This is a genomic window from Arcicella gelida, assembly GCF_034931025.1.
GTDB lineage: Bacteria > Bacteroidota > Bacteroidia > Cytophagales > Spirosomataceae > Arcicella > Arcicella gelida.
Map to the genome: position 1 here is coordinate 216,516 of NZ_JAYGIL010000002.1, position 20,907 is coordinate 237,422.

At 34.9% G+C, this 20,907-nt stretch carries 12 protein-coding genes; 5 read left to right on the forward strand and 7 right to left on the reverse strand.

Translation table 11 applies throughout. The features are described 5' to 3' along the window. Positions 1–104 precede the first annotated feature (104 nt). The 3 genes from VB776_RS00930 to rpe form a co-directional block, all read right to left on the reverse strand. Positions 105–2,126, reverse strand: coding sequence for an OmpA family protein (locus VB776_RS00930; protein WP_323325107.1), 2,022 nt, complete (start codon positions 2,124–2,126; stop codon positions 105–107). Between the two features lie 177 nt (positions 2,127–2,303). Then, positions 2,304–4,316: an OmpA family protein gene (locus VB776_RS00935; protein ID WP_323325109.1), complete on the reverse strand. Its 2,013-nt coding sequence runs from the start codon at positions 4,314–4,316 to the stop codon at positions 2,304–2,306. 101 nt (positions 4,317–4,417) lie between these two features. Beyond that, positions 4,418–5,074, reverse strand: a complete 657-nt coding sequence (gene rpe / locus VB776_RS00940; protein WP_323325111.1) for a ribulose-phosphate 3-epimerase — start codon at positions 5,072–5,074, stop codon at positions 4,418–4,420. A 256-nt stretch (positions 5,075–5,330) separates the two neighbouring features. Between rpe and ligA the strand changes: the two genes are divergently transcribed. The 4 genes from ligA (at position 5,331) to VB776_RS00960 (ending at position 9,403) form a co-directional block, all read left to right on the forward strand. Then, positions 5,331–7,334 carry an NAD-dependent DNA ligase LigA gene (gene ligA / locus VB776_RS00945; protein WP_323325113.1) on the forward strand — a complete coding sequence of 668 codons (2,004 nt, stop codon included), beginning with the start codon at positions 5,331–5,333 and terminating at the stop codon, positions 7,332–7,334. Between the two features lie 159 nt (positions 7,335–7,493). After that, positions 7,494–8,375, forward strand: a complete 882-nt coding sequence (gene dapA, locus VB776_RS00950; RefSeq protein ID WP_323325115.1) for a 4-hydroxy-tetrahydrodipicolinate synthase — start codon at positions 7,494–7,496, stop codon at positions 8,373–8,375. Positions 8,376–8,631: 256 nt separating this feature from the next. After that, entirely contained in the window at positions 8,632–8,934 is a 303-nt protein-coding gene (locus tag VB776_RS00955; RefSeq protein ID WP_184135611.1) for a Dabb family protein, read from the forward strand. After that, positions 8,915–9,403: a hypothetical protein gene (locus tag VB776_RS00960; RefSeq protein ID WP_323325116.1), complete on the forward strand. Its 489-nt coding sequence runs from the start codon at positions 8,915–8,917 to the stop codon at positions 9,401–9,403. Before VB776_RS00955 ends, VB776_RS00960 begins: the two co-directional genes overlap by 20 nt. 93 nt (positions 9,404–9,496) lie before the next feature. Here the strand turns inward: VB776_RS00960 and VB776_RS00965 are convergent, their stop codons facing one another. The 3 genes from VB776_RS00965 to VB776_RS00975 form a co-directional block, all read right to left on the reverse strand. Next, positions 9,497–10,177 carry a hypothetical protein gene (locus tag VB776_RS00965; protein ID WP_323325119.1) on the reverse strand — a complete coding sequence of 227 codons (681 nt, stop codon included), beginning with the start codon at positions 10,175–10,177 and terminating at the stop codon, positions 9,497–9,499. 389 nt (positions 10,178–10,566) lie between these two features. Then, positions 10,567–11,067 carry a peptide-methionine (R)-S-oxide reductase MsrB gene (gene msrB, locus VB776_RS00970; RefSeq protein WP_323325121.1) on the reverse strand — a complete coding sequence of 167 codons (501 nt, stop codon included), beginning with the start codon at positions 11,065–11,067 and terminating at the stop codon, positions 10,567–10,569. Positions 11,068–11,470: 403 nt separating this feature from the next. Further along, positions 11,471–12,760 (reverse strand): MFS transporter, encoded by a 1,290-nt coding sequence (locus tag VB776_RS00975; protein WP_323325124.1) that lies wholly within the window; start codon positions 12,758–12,760, stop codon positions 11,471–11,473. A 351-nt stretch (positions 12,761–13,111) separates the two neighbouring features. Here VB776_RS00975 and VB776_RS00980 point away from each other — a divergent pair, with 351 nt between their 5' ends. Further along, a complete protein-coding gene (locus VB776_RS00980) occupies positions 13,112–13,828 on the forward strand; it encodes an SDR family oxidoreductase (protein WP_323325126.1) in 717 nt (238 codons plus the stop codon). Between the two features lie 65 nt (positions 13,829–13,893). Here the strand turns inward: VB776_RS00980 and VB776_RS00985 are convergent, their stop codons facing one another. After that, the gene (locus tag VB776_RS00985) at positions 13,894–20,835 is read right to left on the reverse strand and encodes a T9SS type A sorting domain-containing protein (protein ID WP_323325128.1); all 6,942 of its coding nucleotides are present in this window, start codon (positions 20,833–20,835) and stop codon (positions 13,894–13,896) included. Positions 20,836–20,907 lie beyond the last annotated feature (72 nt).

Genomic DNA, 20,907 nt, shown 5'->3' on the forward strand with positions numbered 1-20,907 from the left:
GAAGCTCAATAAATACAGAAGGCTAATGAATAAGGGTATTAATAAAACTAAAGTCGTTTAAATACAAAAGTAGCTCCTTTTTAAACCTTACCCAAAGAAATAGGCTATTTCTTAGTGATTGTAAATTCTACTCTCCTATTCAGACGACGACGTTCTTCGGTAGCATTGCTGGCTAATGGACGAGTTTGTCCCCAGCCCTTTGTAGTAATTCTATTCGGTGCAATCCCTTGACTAATAATGTATTTTTTTACAGCATTCACTCTATCTTCAGATAATTTAAGGTTCAACTGAAAATCTCCCTGATTGTCGGTGTGTCCTTCAAATAGAATTTCTAAACTTGGAAATTCATTCATCACTTGAATAATTCTGTCTAAATCTCTCATCGCTGAAGCCTGTAATTTGGCATCTCCTTGCTGAAAAGTCAAACTATTTAATATGCCCTTATTTCCTATTTCTAAAGGCAATAAGTATAAGTCTTTATTAATTTCTCGATAGCTTTTTACGTTAGTCAAATCCATTGTTTCACTGATACCTAAATACCCTCTTGCCACAGGTACAAAATCTACTGCTTCATGCAAAGGCAGAATAAATTTAAAGTTTCCATTTGCTGGTTCATACTTTTTTTGTTCTGATTTTAAAGTAGCATTTCTTGGAATCATCATAATTGTACAAGCGATAGCTTCTTTATCAGTACTACTCAAAACATTTCCACTAATAATTGCTACAGGTTCTGGCTGGGCTTTTTTAGGTAAAGTAAATTTAAAAATATCTTCCTTGTTATTACCATTGTAAGAACATACATAAGCAAATTCTCCAGAGGCTGGTAAAGTAAAATATCCATCCCAATAAGGAGTATTAATGGCTTCACCTAGATTTTCAGGTTCAGACCAAGTTGTCCAAGTATCATCCAATCGCTGACTTTTAAAAATATCGTTATCGCCAAAGCCCGGGAAACCACGAGTAGAAAAATATAATGTTTTGGTATCAGCCGCTATAAAGGGCGTCATTTCATGTTCGATGCTATTAATTGTGTTTCCTAAATTTTTGGGTTCTGTCCAAGTACTGTTACTTTTTTTGAAAGAAACATATAAATCTCTTTTACCAACTGTATTTTTTCGTTGAATAGACATAATCATAGTGTTTCCATCAGCCGACAAAGTAAATTCTGCATTCTGACTTTGATTATAATAATTATCTATTTTTACTTCTTCAGGAAAAGTCCAAGTTTCTCCATTTTTGAAAGAACGAGAAATTCCAGACGATAATCTTCCATTTTTATGATACTTATTCATCAATAACATTTCTGTTCCATCTGTAGAAATGGCAAAAACAGCGTTTTTATCTTTGGTATTGATAGGCACTCCAATATTTTTGGCTTTAGTCCATTCTTTACTTTCATTCAATTTGCTCAGCCAAACATCCTGATCTTTTTGTTTGCCAAAAAGACTTAAATAATTTCTAGTAAAATATAAAGTATTGCCATCACTAGAAATCACTGGGGCAAATTCCTGATGCCTTGAATTTACTCCTTTACCAAGGTTTTCTTTAATTACTTTTATTGGTGCATCTTTAGCAACATGAATATTGGCTTGAACTGGATTTTCAAGCGTTGAAATACCGATGGCATCCAACTGAATTAATTCGTTGTGTTTTCTTTTACTGATAAATACGCCAATAGCAAAGACCTTGAAAGAGGTTTTTTCAGACAATATAATATTAAACATTTCTCCTTTTTCAAGGGTTTTTAAAGAATCTTTTTCTTGAAAAAGGACATGAGATTGCATTAAAGAATCAAAGGCTATTACTTTTTCGATTGTTGCTTCTCCAAAATTTTTCGCAATACTTATTTGCTGAATGGCAAGGGTAGTATCAAAACTTACTTTAATAAATTCTTCACTGTCTAAAGTTTTGAAAGCTGGTTGCCAAGCTAAACCACTCGCTACAAATTGAGGTAATACATTTGGTTTGCCAAGTATTTGATTGGCTCTATTGGCGGAAGGTTGAAAAGGGACGATGTTTTCGGAAGAAAATTCCAATACTTTACTTGCCCAAAATACTTGTTGAGCAGTAATACTGAATGAAAAAGAATATAGTAATAAAAGTATGGCTAATGATTTACTTTTCATTTAAACGCTATTTATTCCTTTTCCAAAACAAAAACAATACCAATTTGCAGAAATTAAATAGATTTACGAAAGACTTATCTACAAAAAATCTTTTAATTACTCGGTAAAATACAAAATCTCTTTCCATTAGTAATACTAACGAAAAGAGATTTCATACTTTATAATAAGAAAAGCAGATTAGTTTTTAATAATCATAAACTCTACTCTTCTATTAAATTTCCTTTTTTCTTCCGAATTATTACTTGAAACAGGTCTGGTAGAGCCATAGCCTTGCGTTTGAATTCTCCTCATGTCAACGCCTTTGCTTGCCAAGTATTTCTTTACTTCTTCTACTCTTTGCTTTGATAAAGTTAAGTTGGCATTCCAATCGCCTTGGTTATCAGTATGTCCTTCCAACATGATTTCCATCGTTGCATTTTCTTTCATTACTGCAACAATTCTATCAAGTTCAGGATATGAGTTCGGCAAAATATCATATTTACTTTGTTCAAAAAATACGCTGTTTAGCGTCATTCTTTGACCAGCCTCTATCGGAACTAAATAAATATTTTTCTTGATTTCTTTGAAAGTATTTTCTTTAGAAAAATCTAAGGTTTCTGAAAACGTCAAAAAACCTTTTTGTGAAGCTGTTAGAGTATATGTTTTTTGCACTGGAAGCATTAATTTGTAATCGCCCGTTTCTGGATCAAAAGTAACACAAACTGTATCAGCAGTATTCATTGTTTGAAGAGTAATTTTTGCTTTAACAGGTTTATTAGTAACGATATTAAATACACTTCCCGTCAATTGAACTACCGCATTAGGTTTGATAGACTCTGGCACTTTGAATTTGAAAATATCTTCTTGTCCAATAGCATTTTCTCTGGAACTATAGTAGGCAAAATCACTTAAAGCTGAAATAGAAAAATAGCCATCCCATTCAGAAGTATTAATGCTTGAACCTACATTTTCTGGTTCAGACCATTTCAACCAAGTATCGTCTAAACGACGAGTCACAAAAATATCGCTACTTCCATAACCACTAAAACCATAAGATGAAAAGTATAAAGTTGTGCCGTCAGCCGCCAAAAAAGGAGAGCTTTCGTCATCAGCTGTATTGATAGTTTTTCCTGCATTTACAGGTTCTGACCATTTCCCATCAGCTTGTAAAAAAGATAAGTAAATATCTTTCCCTCCTTGTGTTTCTTTAAATTGCCCCGTCAAGATTAGTACTCTACCATTAGCAGAAAAACTGTATTCTGAGAATTCAGACTTATTTTTAAAGTTTTTGATTGATAATGCCTCAGGAAAATTCCAGCCTTTTTCACTCTTTTTCGCAATTGAAACGCCATTCGCCATTCCTCCATCTTTCAGGTAAACATTGTTTAATAAAATTGTTTTCCCATCTGGAGAAATCGCACAAAGGGCATTGTGTTCAGTATTATTGATGGGTGCAGGCATCGAACGAGCCATCCCCCATTTATTATCTTTTTGTAATTCTGAATACCAAACATCTTGATTTTTATCTTTACCAAGATTTTCTGGATGTTCCCAACGAGTGAAATACAATGTTTTTCCATCTGGAGAAATCACGGGTGCAATTTCACGATAAAGAGAATTCACATTTTGTCCAAGATTTTCTTTAATGATTTGCTGAGGAAGATTTTTAGCGAGATTTACCGATGCTTTAATTGGTGTTGTAGATTGGGAAATACCGATGGCATCAATTTGATTCCAACCTTTTACTCTAGCAGTGTTCAGCACTAATTTTATACTTCTAACTCTATAAGATGTTGGTTTTGTAAGCACCAAATTTAACATTTTACCAGTTTCAGAACTTGGTGCTGTTTTATTCGTCCATAGCAGTTTTAAATTATCTTGTTCATCAAAAGCTTCAACACGTACAATACAACCTTGCCCATAATTTTCGGCAATGGCAACTTGCTGAATTGACATGAGTGTATCAAAACTTACGATTAAAAACTCTTCTTGTGGATTATCTTGCGTGAGCGGCTGCCAAGCACAGGGAGAAGTACCAACCATTGGCAATTTACTTGGTTTTCCTAAAGCTTGTGTAGCTCTGTTTTCTTTAGTTGTTTTAGCATCTGAATATTCAGAAGAAAAAGCAACTACCTTACTTGCCCAAAATGTTTTTTGTGCAGTAGTAATGTAGGAAATGAGAAAGAATAATAAAAAAGCGAATATTCTCATTATCAATAGTTTAATGAAGCGATTAGTTTTTACTGATAAAATTAAACGAAAATTGTCTTTTTTTATTACTCTTCCTAAAATTTGCTAATTAAAGCAACGTATTATTTGATTTTTTTAAGATTAGCAATTGTCTCAATTGGGTCTTTTGCACCAAAAACATAACTTCCTGCAATCAAAATATCTGCTCCAGCATCTACTAATTTCTGTCCAGTTTCTTGGTTAACACCACCATCAATTTCAATCAAAGTATTCAATCCTTTTTCCTGAATCATTGTGCGAAGTTTACGTACTTTATCATAAGTAGATTCAATGAATTTTTGTCCACCATAACCAGGATTCACCGACATCAACAATACCATTTCACAATCTGGCAAAATTTCTTCCAATACTGACACTGGCGTAGCAGGATTCAACACAACTCCTGCCAAACAACCTAAGTCTTTGATTTGCTGTAGTGTACGATGCAAATGTGTGCAAGCTTCATAATGAACTGTAATATTAGCAGCTCCTAACTTTTTGAATTCAGCCAAATAACGCTCTGGCTTTTCAATCATCAAATGTACATCAAGCGGTTTTTTAGCATGGCGATTAATCGCTTCGATTACGGGCATTCCAAAAGAAATGTTCGGCACAAAGTGACCGTCCATTACATCAATATGAAACCAATCAGCATCAGAGGCATTTACCATTTCAATATCTCTCTGAAGATTTGCGAAGTCTGCTGCAAGCAAAGAAGGAGCAATAAGGATATTATTCATGAATTAATAGCGAAACGTTGATCTATTTTCAAAGATTTCAATCAAACGTTCGTCTTTTTCTTTAAATTAATTTTTGTTTTTGGCTCGACACTCATTGAAAGCATCCTTACAAAATTACCACATATTATACTTAGGCACAAAGGCAAAAGTAAAAAGCCTAAAAAACTTTGATAGACAAAAAGAGAATTTTAGCCTAAAATTTTAAGATTACTTATATTTTGGCGGTAAATTCGGTAAATTTTTAAAGCTTATTGGAATGAACCCACAGGAACAAATCAACCAACTAACAGATAGGTTGAATGAACTGAACCATCGATATTATATCACTGCTGATTCAGAAGTATCTGATTTTGAATTTGATAAACTTCTTGAACAATTACAGCAATTAGAGAAAGAATTCCCTGATTTTGTCAGAGCTGATTCTCCAACTCATCGGGTTGGTGGCGCAGTTTCTAAAGAGTTTGAAGCAGTAAATCACCGTTTCCCAATGCTTTCTTTAGGAAATACTTATAATGAAGGTGAATTAGCAGATTTTGATGAAAGAGTAAGAAAAGGGCTCAATAATGAACCTTACGAATATATTTGCGAATTAAAATTCGACGGGGTGGCACTTTCTGTTTGGTATGAAAATGGCAAATTGGTACGTGGCGTAACTCGTGGAGATGGTGTGCGTGGCGATGATATTACGGCGAACATTAAAACCATTCGTACTTTGCCATTGAGTATTAATGCTGAAAACTTACCTGCTGTTTTTGAAGTACGTGGCGAAGGTTTTATGCCTTTAACTTCTTTTGAATCGTTGAATAAAGAACGGGAAGATATTGGTGAAGCTTTATTGGCAAATCCTAGAAATGCGGCTTCTGGTACTTTCAAAATGCAAGATTCATCGGTAGTAGCCAAAAGAAAAATGGATTGCTACTTGTATCAGTTTTTATCGTATGACGAAGTTTTTGAAAGTCATGAAGAAAGTCTTCATTGGATGAAAAAAGCAGGTTTCAACGTTTCTCCAACATGGGAAAAATGTAATAATATTCAAGAAGTATTTGCATTTATTGAACATTGGGACAAAGCTCGTCATGATTTACCATTGAATACCGACGGTATTGTTATCAAAATTAATTCTTTTGCTCAAAGAGAAATATTAGGTTATACAGCCAAGTCTCCCCGCTGGGCAATTGCTTATAAATATAAATCAGAATCGGCATCAACATCCTTAGAAACAGTAAGTTATCAAGTTGGTAGAACAGGAAACGTTACGCCTGTTGCCAATTTAAAACCTGTTTTATTAGCAGGAACAGTTGTAAAACGTGCTAGTATTCATAATGCTAATGAAATTGAACGCTTGGATTTACACATTGGTGATACTGTTTTTGTAGAGAAAGGCGGAGAAATTATTCCAAAAATCACAGGCGTTGATATTAGTAAAAGAAGTTTGACTTTTGAAAAAGTACAATTTCCAACTACTTGTCCAGAATGTGACACGCCTCTTATTAGAAAGGAAGGCGAAGCCAACCATTATTGTCCAAATGATAAGGGCTGTCCACCACAAATTAAAGGAAAAATTGAGCATTTTATTCAACGAAAAGCGTTGAATATTGAAAACTTAGGAACCGAATCAATCGATTTATTCTATCAAAAAGGCATCATAAAAAGTCCTGCGGATTTGTATGATTTGACGAAAGAAAAACTAGCCAATCTGGAAGGTTTCAAAGAAAAATCTATCAATAATATTCTTACTGGTGTTGAGAAATCGAAAGAGATTCCATTCAAACAAGTATTATTTGGTATTGGGATACGTTTTGTCGGTGCTACAGTTGCTGAAAAATTAGCTTCATACTTTAATAATATTGATGCCATTGCGAAAGCAAGTTATGAAGACTTACTACAAGTACCAGAAATTGGTGATAGAATTGCACAAAGTGTTGTCGCTTTCTTTCAAGATGAGGATAATCAAGCTTATATTGCTCGTTTGAAAGAGGCTAAGTTGCAATTTATCCATGAAACCACCGAAATTGTTGTAGAAGGGAACAGTTTAGAAGGAAAAACTTTCGTAATTTCGGGAACTTTTCAAAATTTCGAACGTGATGATTTGAAGATAAAAATTGAAGCAAATGGTGGAAAAGTATTGAGTGGCGTTTCTGGAAAATTAAACTTTCTAGTTGCTGGCTCAGAAGCTGGTCCTTCTAAATTGCAAAAAGCTGAAAAATTGGGTGTTCAAATTATTTCAGAAGATGATTTTTTAAGTATGTTGGAAGGATAAGTTATAAGCCTTGAGCTATGAGATTTGAGCTTTTATTAATTAACTGAATGTTGGTGAACATTCCTTTATTTTCAAATCATCACACTTTCAAATTTTCAAATTACCACAGACCAATAGTTTTTAAATATAGACGATTATATAATCGTAAAATTTCCAAAAATGAGACCAAAATTCCACGGCGTAGCTCCAGCTTTAGTAACCCCAATGTTTGAAGATGGAAGTATTGATTATGAAGGGTTAAAAAGATTAGTACAGCACGTAAGCGAAGGTGGCGTTGATTACTTGGTAGTTCAAGGAACAACGGGTGAATCTGCCACGACAAGTACCAAAGAAAAAATTGCGATTTTAGAATTCATTAAGGAAAATAATTCAAAGAATTTACCAATCGTTTACGGACTTGGCGGAAACAATACGCCAGAAGTAATCAAAGCTATTCAAGCAACTGATTTTACAGGTATTGATGCCATCCTTTCGGTATGTCCTTATTATAACAAACCGGGTGCTCGTGGCGTAATTGCTCATTATTCTGCCATTGCTGATGCTTCGCCAGTGCCAGTAATTATGTATAATATTCCTGGTCGTTCGGGCATCAATATGTCGGCAGCAACTACTTTAAAATTAGCAGAACATCCAAACATTATCGGTGTAAAAGAAGCATCTTGTATCATCGAACAATGTATGGAAATTTATAAAGACAAGCCTGAAGACTTCTTGTTAATCTCTGGCGACGATGTTCAGGCTGTACCAATCATTGCTTGTGGTGGTGTTGGAGTAATGTCTGTAATTGCTAATGCTATTCCAGCAAAATTCACTAAAATGATTCATGCAGCTTTGGATGGTGATTTTTCGACTGCTCGTAATTTATTAGGACATTTCTTAGCTATCGACCCTCTTTTATATGAGGAAGGTAATCCTGTAGGTGTAAAGAAAATTCTTGAATTGAAAGGAATTAGTGGTTCAGATGTACGTTTGCCATTAATGAAAGCTTCAGATGAATTAGGCGAAAGAATGGCTGTTATTATTGAAAAAGACAATTTATAATTTCCAATTTTAGTTTTAATCTCAAAAAATAATATTTCCTATTGTAAGACCTTACTTTTCTTGTCTTGATACAAGAAAAGTAACCGCAGCGGCGGCGGCAAAAGAAAATCAAGAAATTCCAAAATCGCTTCGCTCAAACAGTGGAATTTCGGAAAATGCTTACGCCAGAAAATATTATGTATTGGTTAAAATCATACTAGATTTTATATATTCTTAGGTTACTAAATCTTATTTTTACTCAAAATTAAAATCAATCATGTTTGTTCACGTAGTAAATTTTTGGTTAAAGAAAGACTTGTCAGAAGCTGACCGTCAGAAATTTGTAGAAGGAGTAAAAACTCTTGGCAATATCGAAAGTATTAAAACGTTTAGTGTAGGTCCTCCTGCAGCTACAGATCGCCCAGTAATCGACCGTAGTTATGATTTCTGCGAGCTTACTGTTTTTGATGATGCGGCTGGACACGACGAATACCAAGTACATCCCCTTCATCTAAAGTTTATAGATGATTGTAAACATCTTTGGGAAAAGGTTTTAATTTATGATTCGGAAAGTATCTAAGTGGACTAAGACAACGGTAGGTTTTGTTTGTTTGTCATTTTTCTTAACAAATTGTCAGCCAACCAAAACCTTTCAACCTACTTCTTACTATAGTCCAAACTACCAAAATGGTGGTTATGATCAACATACAGGTTTAGGCTTTAAAATTCCTGACAAATATGCAATTGACATATTGCAGGGAGATGAACAGCCAAAAGAAAGCTTCGAAGAAATGGAGAAACTAACCATTTCAGAAGAATTTCCATTGACAGCCAACCAAGAGTACAAAGGTAGAATGCTGAAACGTGGAAATGACCAACAGGAAAAAGAAGCGATTTTAGCCAGAATGGTAGCCCAAGCACAAGATTTGGGTGCAAGCGGATTGATGAAAGTAAACTATAAAGTATTTTCAACTGCTACTACTTCAGGTTATATTTTAACAGGAACGGCTTTTAAATACGTTTTAAAAAGAGCTGTTAGAGAAAACTAATAATTTAAAAAGGGACGTTTGAAAACTCAAACGTCCCTTTTTAATGCTAAAACTTATTGTTGTTTATCTGTTAAGTTTTTTGAAGATTACGTTTTATATTCTCATAATTTGGTCAACCTTGCTCTGAATATTATCTATACTTCCGAAGAAAGGCACTAAATCTGGATCTATCCATTCAACGAGATTGTATAGTTTACATTTAATGTCCAAAGCAAAGGAACAATCTAAATTTGGTCCTGAAAAACATAGAGGCTCGCAATGGTTTACTCGATTTCTAAAATTTTTAATATTATCAAGTTTATCATATATACTTGCTCTATTTTCAGCTGAGGGTTTATTCGGAAATATATGAATTGATTGTCCATGAACCAATGAGTAATGATGAGATAAGAAAAATGCTACCCAAAAACCGAAAGTCTGGTCTGAAATAATTTTACCACTTGTTATCGGTATTCCCCTTGCCATTAGTTTATTTTCAGTCTTTTGGACTGACTTCTTCAAGAAATAATGTGATTGCCTCAGTGACTGATGCCTCATAAACCCATTCTTTTGATTAATTATCCAGTCCACATCAGCAAAGTGATTTGTCAAAACAATATTTAGGCTGTTACGTAAAACAACTTCAAACTGGCTTAATATTGGATGAAATGCTTGAGCCAATCGTATGTTTGCGTTGTACAACTTTTTGGCTTGATGAGTGTTATTGGCTGTAGCATTTAAATACCTATTGAATCTAGGTCTTGATAAAAATTTATATCGTAGTTCAGTTTTCATTTGATAATTTGTTGAAAATATTTATATTTGTAGCATATAGACTTGGTAAAGCCTCTTTCTTCCGTAGAAACGTAATCAAGTAAAAGAATTAAGGATTCATTGCGAATCCTTTTTTTATTTAGGGTAGTAGATTTTAATTCTACTTTTACTGTTCTGAATATTTTATTCTAAAATACTCTTTTCTCAAACCAATCCAAAATGCTATTCTTAACAACTACCCAAAAACTTATTAAACGGCAAGTTTTCTTGCGAGAATACAATTCTTGAAATACATCAAATCAATACTCCTGAGTATCATTTTGATGCTCGCTTTAATCAAATGAAAAACAAAAAAGGACAATCTGATAAATCAAATTGTCCTCTCTTTATAAAAGCTCATCGCTGAAACCTTACTTTTTGCTCATTTTCTCATCTTTCTCAAAATCCAACGCTAACGAATTTAAGCAATATCGTAAGCCTGTTGGTTTAGGTCCATCTTCAAAGAGGTGTCCTAAATGCGCACCACAACGGCTACACAAAATTTCTACTCTTTCCATCCCAAAACTGTTATCAACTACTTCTAAAATAGCATCTTTATGAATGGCTTTGTAAAAAGATGGCCAACCCGTTCCCGATTCAAATTTTGTTTGAGAATCAAAAAGAGGAAGCTTGCAACAAACACATTTATAAATCCCTTTTTCATGGTTTTTCCAATATGCTCCTGAACAAGCTAATTCAGTACTTTTTCTTCTGGTTACTTTAAATTGCTCTGGTGTTAAAATTTTCAACCATTCAGCATCTGTTTTCACAACGGTAAATTTATGATGAGTAACTCCTGTACTTTCATCTTGAGCAGTACAATTCGTTAAAATTGCCAAGCAAGTAATTAATGTTATTAAGACGGTTTTCATTTTCTTTTTTTGTGTTTAAATGTCATTCAATTTAACTACGTAAAAATGCGATGAAATAGTTTGTTGGAATGTCAGAAAAAAGACCTTTTATCTAATTATGAATTGATAATTATGAGTTATTATCTATTCAAACAATTTTCAGAAGCCTTTGTTCAAAGCCATATTTAGTAAAATCAATACTTCCCATCACAGTTCATTATTATGAGTTACGATTCTAGTCCAAACATTTTTTAGAAGAGAATATTTGAAATTAATTTTAGAGAAATCAATACTTCTCTCACTAATTCATCATTATGAGTTATCGTTCTTTTCAAACAATTTTTAAAAGAGGATGTTTAAACTAGCTTTGAGAAATCAATACTTCTCTATCAATTCATAATTCAGAACTCATATCTAAAAAAACCTATCTATAAATCTTTTGTGAAGGTACTCTTGATAAAATCACTAAACCGATGATAAAGAAAACCGTCAAGAAAAGTACACTCATTCGCATACTTCCTGTTAATTGATTCACCAAGCCAAACATAAACGTACCAATAACGGTAGAAAGTCGGTCGCAAACATCATAAAAACTAAAGTAAGAAGCGGTATCATGCGTTTCTTCGGGAATTAATTTAGCATAAGTAGAACGAGAAAGCGATTGAATCCCTCCCATTACAAAACCAATACCAGTCGCTAAAAAGTAAAATTCATTACGAGTAGTTACAAAATAAGCAGCAATACAAATAAAAACCCAACTGATTACAATGATGGAAAGCGATTTGGTATTACCCACTTTCTCAGAAATTTTCGCAAATAAATATGCCCCTACTATGGCAACTAACTGAATCAATAAAACCGTTACAATCAGTGCATCAGAAGGTAATTTCAATTCTTCACTTCCAAACAAAGCACCCAAATACATAACAGTTTGCGCACCCATATTGTAGAAAAAGAAAGAAGTTAAAAATCGCTTGGTGATATTTAGATTTTCTAATTCATGGAATACTTTTTTCAATTCTTTAAAGCCATTGAAAATCCAATTTCCTCCTTGTTTCTGTACTTTAGAATCTTTCGGCAAATAGTAAAATGAATATTGTGCAAAAACAATCCACCAAATTCCGACTGTTAAAAACGAAATACGAGAAGCTTCACCTCCGCTAATTCCACCGTACCATTCAGGTTTTAACACCATGGTTAAATTCTGAATCAGCAAAATAACACTTCCTAAATAACCCATGGTAAAACCTCTGGCTGATAATCTATCATATTGGTCTTCCGTAGCAATTTCGGGCAAATATGAATTATAAAAAACGATACTCCCGCCCCAGCCTACTATCGAAAATAAGAAAGCAAAAGTGCCTAGGTAATATCTTCCTTCTTCAAAAAAGTACATCAACATACAGCTAATAGCACCCAAATAGCAATACATTTTCATGAATACTTTCTTCTTACCTGTATAATCAGAAATAGCCGAAACAAGAGGCACAGAAAACGCTAATAACAAAAAGCCAATCGAAACAGCATAAGAATACAAAACGGTATTTTCAAGTTGAAGACCAAAGAAGTCTAATTGTCTGCTTTTTGACGGCAACATAATTGCGGCAATCGGAAAGTAAATCGGAAAAATAGCGGAAGTAATGGTAAGCGAGTGAACAGAATTTGCCCAGTCGTACATTGTCCAAGCGGTTAAGGTTTTAGGATTATTTTTCATGGTTTATTTAAAATATGAATATAAGCTGCTTGATTTTTATGGAGTATATGGCAAATATAGTTGAATACCTCTAGTTTTACTTAAAACAAGGCTAACGTCTTCATTAATTTATTATCAATAATCTTCATTTATCAAGTGCGATAGATAGTAGTCGTTTCAGCAATATGTTATAAAAAATTAAATTAATAGTTTAAATAGTCATCAATTTTATTGAAATAAAAATATACTTGAACAGAAACAAATTCAATGCTCAGAAATATTTCTAGGTAATAAGGATAATAAGTATTTTGACTTATATTATTTTAGCCACAGCGTTATTACCCGTTCGTATTTTATAAACAAAAACAAATTATGTCACTTCAAAATAAAACCATTTTAGTAACTGGAGCAAGCAAAGGGATTGGTAGAGCATTAGCTTTATTATTAGCAGATAAAGGCGTAAATCTTAGTCTTGTAGCCAGAAGCGAAGCCGAACTTATTACTTTAAAAAGCGAAATTGAAGACAAAGGTGCTAAAGCTGAAATATTTGTAGGTTCTGTAGGCGATGAAGTATTTGTAAAAGCTTGTATTACTTCAACAATAGAAATCTTTGGAAAAATTGATGCTTTGGTCAATAATGCAGGCTTTGGAATTTTCAAACAAGCAAGCGAAATCAGTACCCAAGAATGGGATTCCATTTATGAAACTAATGTAAAAGGTACTTTTTTATTTTGTCGTGAAGCTATTCCATTTATGAAATCTGCTGGCAAAGGACATATCATCAACATTGCATCTGATGTTGCTAAACGTGTTTTCGATGGTGGTTCATTATACTGTTCTTCAAAATATGCTCAAGATGCTTTCTCGATGGCATTGAGAAAAGAAGTTCGTAAAGATGGCATCAAAGTATCGGTAGTATATTCTGGTTTGGTTGATACTTATTTCCATACTCGTGAAGAAGGAGACCCTTATCAAGCAAAATATTTAACTTCACAAAACATGGCTGATACCATTACTTATATTCTTGAAGCCCCAAAACACGTAGTAATTGATGAGTTGATGATTCATCCAATGAGTCAGGATTATTAACAAGAAGTCTATTAAAATTTAGGGTAACCCAAATTTGGATTACCCTAAATTAAACCAATAATAATTTATTCTAACAAAACCTTACCTGTTTTTCTATACTCCTGATATTGAATCAAGTAATAATAAGAACCTTTACTTAGGTTAATTAATGGAATCTTTGTTCTCTTGACAAAAGTACTCTCGAAAACTTGCTGACCAATGATATTATACAATTGGAAAGTAGCTTCGCCATCTAAATCAGTTTCAACATTTAGTTCATCCGTAGCAGGATTCGGGAAAACCTTAAACTCAATCCTTGCATCAGGCTTTGAAGAATTTGCATCCAACCTAGCAGCCTCATACATTGAACTTGTGCTAGTAGTCGTCAAATCAGGATTTACTTTAATCGCATTACTTACCCCACTCACACAACCATTTACTGTACAAGTAGCAGTATAGGTCGTGGCTGTACTTGGGCTTACGGTAATACTGTTTGTGGTTGCTCCATTACTCCATGTTACTGTACCTGTACAGCCAGAAGACGAGACTAACATTATTTTTTGATTGATTGGACCAGTATTAGGATTACAAATAGAAGCTTTAACAATCCAATAATCCCACGAAGTTCCTTGAGAAGCTTCTGACTTGTCTCCACTTATTCCTGAAATAGAAGAACCTCCTACTATAAATCCTCCATCTGGAGTGCTTATCATAGTTGACTGATTATCATTATAATTTCCTCCAAAAGCTTTATCCCACAATTTGCTACCCTCAGCATTAATTTTAATTACCCAATAATCGTTTGATCCTTTAGATATATCTGTTCTATTTCCACTAATACCAGAACCAGAATTTCCTCCCAATAGATACCCACCATCACTTGTTGTTAGTATATTATTAAGATTATCATCAAAGCTACCACCAAGTGTTTTATCCCAAACCTTTATTCCTTCAGCAGTAATTTTAATTACCCAGTAATCACCATATCCTTTCATCCATTCAGATTTATCCCCACTTGCACCAGATGATGACCCACCACCTAATAAAAAGCTACCGTCTTTTCCCATCGCCATACTTGAAAGATTATCATAGCCACTTCCGCCAAAAGTTTTATCCCAAATTTTTTCGCCTTTTGAATTTGTTTTTACTACCCAAAAATCATCAAGACCTCTAGTATCTTCAGATTTATTTCCACTAATCCCAGAAGACGATGACCCTCCTAATAAAAATTCACCATCAGAAGTCATTAATATTTTATCAAGGCTTTCGTTTTTATTTCCTCCAAAGGTTTTGTCCCATATTTTTACTCCACTGCGATTAATCTTAATTAACCAGAAATCGGAATCACCTAAGATTGAAGAGGAAATATCTCCTCCAGAGCCTTTTGATGTTAGAGTCCCTCCCAATAAGTAGCCTCCATCACTAGTCTCTACCATACTATACAGAAAATCATTATTCCCACCGCCAAAAGATTTATCCCATAACTTTGAACCATTGGCATTAATTTTCACTACCCAATAATCATAATTACCTTTTGAAGCTTCGGATTTATCTCCACTTATACCTGAAGAAGACCCCCCTCCCAATAAAAAGCCCCCATCAGAAGTTGTAATAATACTTTCTAGTCCTTCGCTACCACTTCCTCCAAAAGTTTTGTCCCAAACTTTTGTTCCATTAGCGTTAATCTTTACAATCCAAAAGTCTGTCTCTCCTTTACTTGCTGCTGATTTATCACCTCCAATACCAGAAGATGATGTACCTCCCAATAAATATCCACCATCTTTTGTTGAAACTATTGAGTACAAATTCTCAAATAAACTCCCTCCCAAAGTTTTATTCCATTGTACTAACACAGGATTATTACAAACCACATTTGACATAATTAAAGGAGCATTTGGTTTTGAAACAACTGTAAGTTTTGTCGCCAAACTTGAATCACTTTTGCAACCAGCTATGTTACAAAGAGCCTTGTAAGAAGTAGTTTTTGTTGGTGAAACGGTAATTGAACTACCCGTCAAACCGCCCGTCCAAGTTAATGTTCCGCCTGTGCAAGCCGTGGCTGTTAAAACTGAACTGCTGCCTAAACAAATATTGGCATTGCTTGCGGTAATTTTTGCTTGCACTGGTTTAGCAATTACTGTAATCGTTGTCGCCAAACTTGAATCACTTTTACAACCAGCGATAGTACAAAATACTTTATAAGCTGTAGTTTTTGTTGGGGAAACTGTTACAGAATTTCCTGTCAAACCGCCAGTCCAAGTTAATGTTCCACCCGTGCAAGCCGTGGCTGTTAAAACTGAACTGCTGCCTAAACAAATTGAAGCATTGTTTGCAGTAATTTTTGGTTGAGTTGGTTTAGCAATTACTGTCACCGTCGCCGCCACACTAGAATCACTTTTGCAACCAGCAATTGTACAAATAGTTTTGTATGAAGTAGTTTTTGTTGGGGAAACCGTAATTGAACTTCCCGTTAAACCACCCGTCCAAGTTAATGTTCCCCCTGTACAAGCACTTGCTGTTAGAACAGAACTACTTCCCACACAAATCGAAGCATTACTTACGGTAATTTTTGGTTGAGTTGGTTTAGGTAAAACAGTAATGGTCACGGCAACACTTGAATCACTTTTACAACCAGCGATTGTACAAAGAGCCTTGTAAGCTGTAGTTTTTGTTGGTGAAACTGTAATTGAACTTCCTGTCAATCCGCCAGTCCAAGTTAAAGTTCCTCCTGTACAAGCCGTGGCTGTTAAAACAGAAGTACTTCCTAAACAAATATTGGCATTGCTTGCCGTGATTTTTGGCTGAACTGGTTTTGGTAAAACCGTAATCGTCGTTGCTAAACTTGAATCACTTTTACAACCAGCTATTGAACAAAGAGTTTTGTATGAAGTAGTTTTTGTTGGGGAAACAGTAATTGAAATCCCAGTTAAACCACCAGTCCAAGTTAATGTTCCTCCTGTGCAAGCTGTGGCTGTTAGAACTGAACTGCTGCCTAAACAAATATTGGCATTGCTTGCGGTGATTTTTGGTTGTAATGGTTTTGAGATTACTGTTACCATTGTCGCCAAACTTGAATCACTCTTACAGCCAGCTATCGTACAAAGTGTTTTGTATGAGGTAGTTTTTGTTGGGGAAACAGTAATTGAATTGCCTGTTAATCCACCAGTCCAAGTTAATGTTCCTCCTGTACAAGCTGTGGCTGTTAAAGTTGAACTACTTCCCACACAAATCGAAGCATTTGAAGCTGTGATTTTTGGTTGAGTTGGTTTTGTGATTACTGTTACCGTCGTTGCTAAACTGGAATCACTTTTGCAACCAGCTATGTTACAAAGAGCCTTGTAAGAAGTAGTTTTTGTTGGTGAAACGGTAATTGAATTGCCAGTCAAACCACCCGTCCAAGTTAATGTTCCGCCTGTGCAAGCCGTGGCTGTTAAAACTGAACTGCTGCCTAAACAAATATTGGCATTGCTTGCGATGATTTTTGGTTGAACTGGTTTTGAAATGACTGTAACCGTCGTTGCTAAACTGGAATCACTTTTACAGCCAGCTATTGAACAAAGTACTTTATAAGCTGTAGTTTTTGTTGGGGAAACTGTTACAGAATTTCCTGTCAAACCGCCAGTCCAAGTTAATGTTCCTCCTGTGCAAGCAGTGGCTGTTAAAACTGAGCTGCTTCCTAAACAAATACTCGCATTGCTTGCTGTGATTTTGGGTTGCGTAGGTTTTGTGATTACTGTTATCGTTGTCGCTAAACTGGAATCACTTTTGCAACCAGTGATGGTACAAAGAGCCTTGTAAGAAGTAGTTTTTGGTGGTGAAACAGTAATTGAATTGCCAGTCAAACCGCCCGTCCAAGTTAATGTTCCGCCTGTACAAGCAATGGCGGTTAAAGTTGAACTGCTTCCAACACAAATATTGGCATTAATGCTTGTAATTTTTGGTTGAGTTGGTTTTGCAATTACTGTTACCGTCGTTGCTAAACTGGAATCACTTGTACAACCAGCGATTGTACAAAGTACTTTATAAGCTGTAGTTTTTGGTGGTGAAACTGTAATTGAATTGCCTGTTAATCCGCCAGTCCAAGTCAATGTTCCACCTGTGCAAGCTGTGGCTGTTAGAACTGAACTGCTGCCTAAACAAATATTGGCATTGCTTGCGGTGATTTTTGGTTGGGTTGGTTTTGAAATTACTGTTATCGTTGTTGCTAAACTGGAATCACTTTTACAACCAGCAATCGTACAAAGTACTTTATAAGCTGTAGTTTTTGTTGGTGAAACGGTAATTGAATTACCAGTCAAACCACCAGTCCAAGTCAATGTTCCACCTGTGCAAGCTGTGGCGGTTAGAACTGAACTGCTGCCTAAACAAATATTGGTATTGCTTGCGGTAATTTTTGGTTGTGCTGGTTTTGAAATTACTGTTACCATCGTCGCTAAACTGGAATCACTTTTACAACCAGCTATTGTACAAAGAGCTTTGTATGAAGTAGTTTTTGTTGGGGAAACAGTAATTGAACTACCCGTCAAACCACCAGTCCAAGTCAAAATTCCGCCAGTACAAGCGGTTGCAGTTAAAGTTGAACTGCTGCCTAAACAAACCGAAGCATTGCTTGCGGTAATTTTTGGTTGAGTTGGTTTTGGAATTACTGTAACCGTCGTCGCTAAACTGGAATCACTTTTACAACCAGCTATTGAACAAAGAGTTTTGTATGAAGTAGTTTTTGTTGGGGAAACAGTAATTGAAATCCCAGTTAAACCACCAGTCCAAGTTAATGTTCCTCCTGTGCAAGCAGTGGCTGTTAAAACTGAGCTGCTTCCTAAACAAATACTCGCATTGCTTGCTGTGATTTTGGGTTGCGTAGGTTTTGTGATTACTGTTATCGTTGTCGCTAAACTTGAATCACTTTTACAACCAGCTATTGAACAAAGAGCTTTATAAGCTGTAGTTTTTGTTGGGGAAACTGTTACAGAACTTCCTGTTAAACCACCTGTCCAAGATAATGTTCCACCTGTGCAAGCGGTGGCTGTTAAAGTTGAACTACTTCCCACACAAATCGAAGCATTTGAAGTCGTAATTTTTGGTTGTGCTGGTTTTGAGATTACTGTAACCGTCGTCGCCAAACTTGAATCACTTTTACAACCAGCGATGGTACAAAGAGTTTTGTATGAAGTAGTTTTTATCGGAGAAACTGTTACAGAACTTCCCGTTAAACCACCCGTCCAAGTTAATGTTCCCCCTGTACAAGCACTTGCTGTTAGAACAGAACTACTTCCCACACAAATCGAAGCATTACTTACGGTAATTTTTGGTTGAGTTGGTTTAGGTAAAACAGTAATGGTCACAGCAACACTTGAATCACTTTTACAAGTATTTAATGTACAGAGTGCTTTATAATTACTGCTTTTTGTTGGAGTTACAGTTACAGAACTTCCCGTTAAACCGCCTGTCCAAGTAACTGTGCCTGAACAACCTGTTGCTGAAAGAATCGCACTTGCTCCCTGACAAATTAGATTATTTGATACACTAACTGCTGGCAGAGTAGGTTTTAAAATCAAACTTTTAGGGTCACTTATCCTAACAGGATTTGTACTAACTATTCTTACCTTATAATTATTACCTGTTAAATCCGCAGGTAAATCAACTCTTATCATACCGTTTTTTGTTGAAGTAAGGCTGCCTAATTGTATAGGAGATTCTTGAAATAGACCACTTGTATCCGAAAGTTCAGCCGTAAATACATTATCACTTCCAAAAACACCTTCAATCGTATATGGAATATCTATTTTATTAAGGGTACAATAAACACTTGGAAGAGAAGTTATTTTAACAATCTCATTACTAAGCACAAAAGTCTTTGTACCTACTGTTCCCCAAACACCATTGGCATCTTTGGCTCTTAAATGCAAAAAATGAGTTCCTTTAGATAGTCCAAGTGCGTTTAGATTAACTTCAAAATTAAAGTTATCAATCGTCTGACCACTTTTAATAGTAAGCGATTTCCCTTTGCCCAAACCAGGGTCTTTATCAATAAAATATTCAGCAGAAACAATATTAGGAAGTATTGAAGAACTTTGTTCTATTTTATCTTTGAAAAAAGGACGAACTGCTGATACACTCCAATTCCCTAAAGCATCTTTGTAACGAATCGTAATAAAATGAAAGCCATCTGAAATACTTGCTGGCAATACTATTGTGAAATTATGATTATTGATATTTGTTCCCGAAGTTATGGCTATTGATGTTCCTTTACCAAAACCGGGGTCTTTATCAATAAAGTATTCAGCAGATACTACGTTGGGCAAGGTTGTAGAACTTTGTTCTATTTTATCTTTGAAAAAAGGACGAACTGCTGATACACTCCAACGTCCTAAAGCATCTTTGTAACGAATCGTAATAAAATGAAAGCCATCTGAAATACTTGTTGGCAATACTATGGCGAAATTATGATTATTGATATTTGTTCCCGAAGTTATGGCTATTGATGTTCCTTTACCAAAACCGGGGTCTTTATCAATAAAGTATTCAGCAGACACTACGTTGGGCAAGGTTGAAGAACTTTGTTCTATTTTATCTTTAAAAAAAGGACGAACTGCTGATACACTCCAACGTCCTAAAGCATCTTTGTAACGAATCGTAATAAAATGAAAGCCATCTGAAATACTTGTTGGAAGAGCTATAGAAAAGCTATGATTACTAATAGAAGCACTAGCCGTAATTGGGATGGATGTACCCTTTCCAAAACCGGGATCTTTGTCTATGAAATATTCTGCATATACAATGTTTTCATCTGCAAAATATGTTTTCATTTTGTCAACTAGCTCTTTTGCAAAAGCTAGATTATTAGACCAAATGCTTTTATTATGGGCTTGACGAATATTCTTATCAGATATTTTTATTGTTGCTATCCTTATTTGAACATCACGCAAGGAAATTTTACTTGCGTAATTGGTATTAATATTAGGATTTGCCATTCCCGAAAGGCAATAGCAAATCACTAACATTAAACTTAGGAAAATACGAGTTTTCATAAGATAAAATGTTATCGTTGGACGAGAAAAATCAAAGAGAAAGCATATTGAATTTAGCTCATTACAATCAGC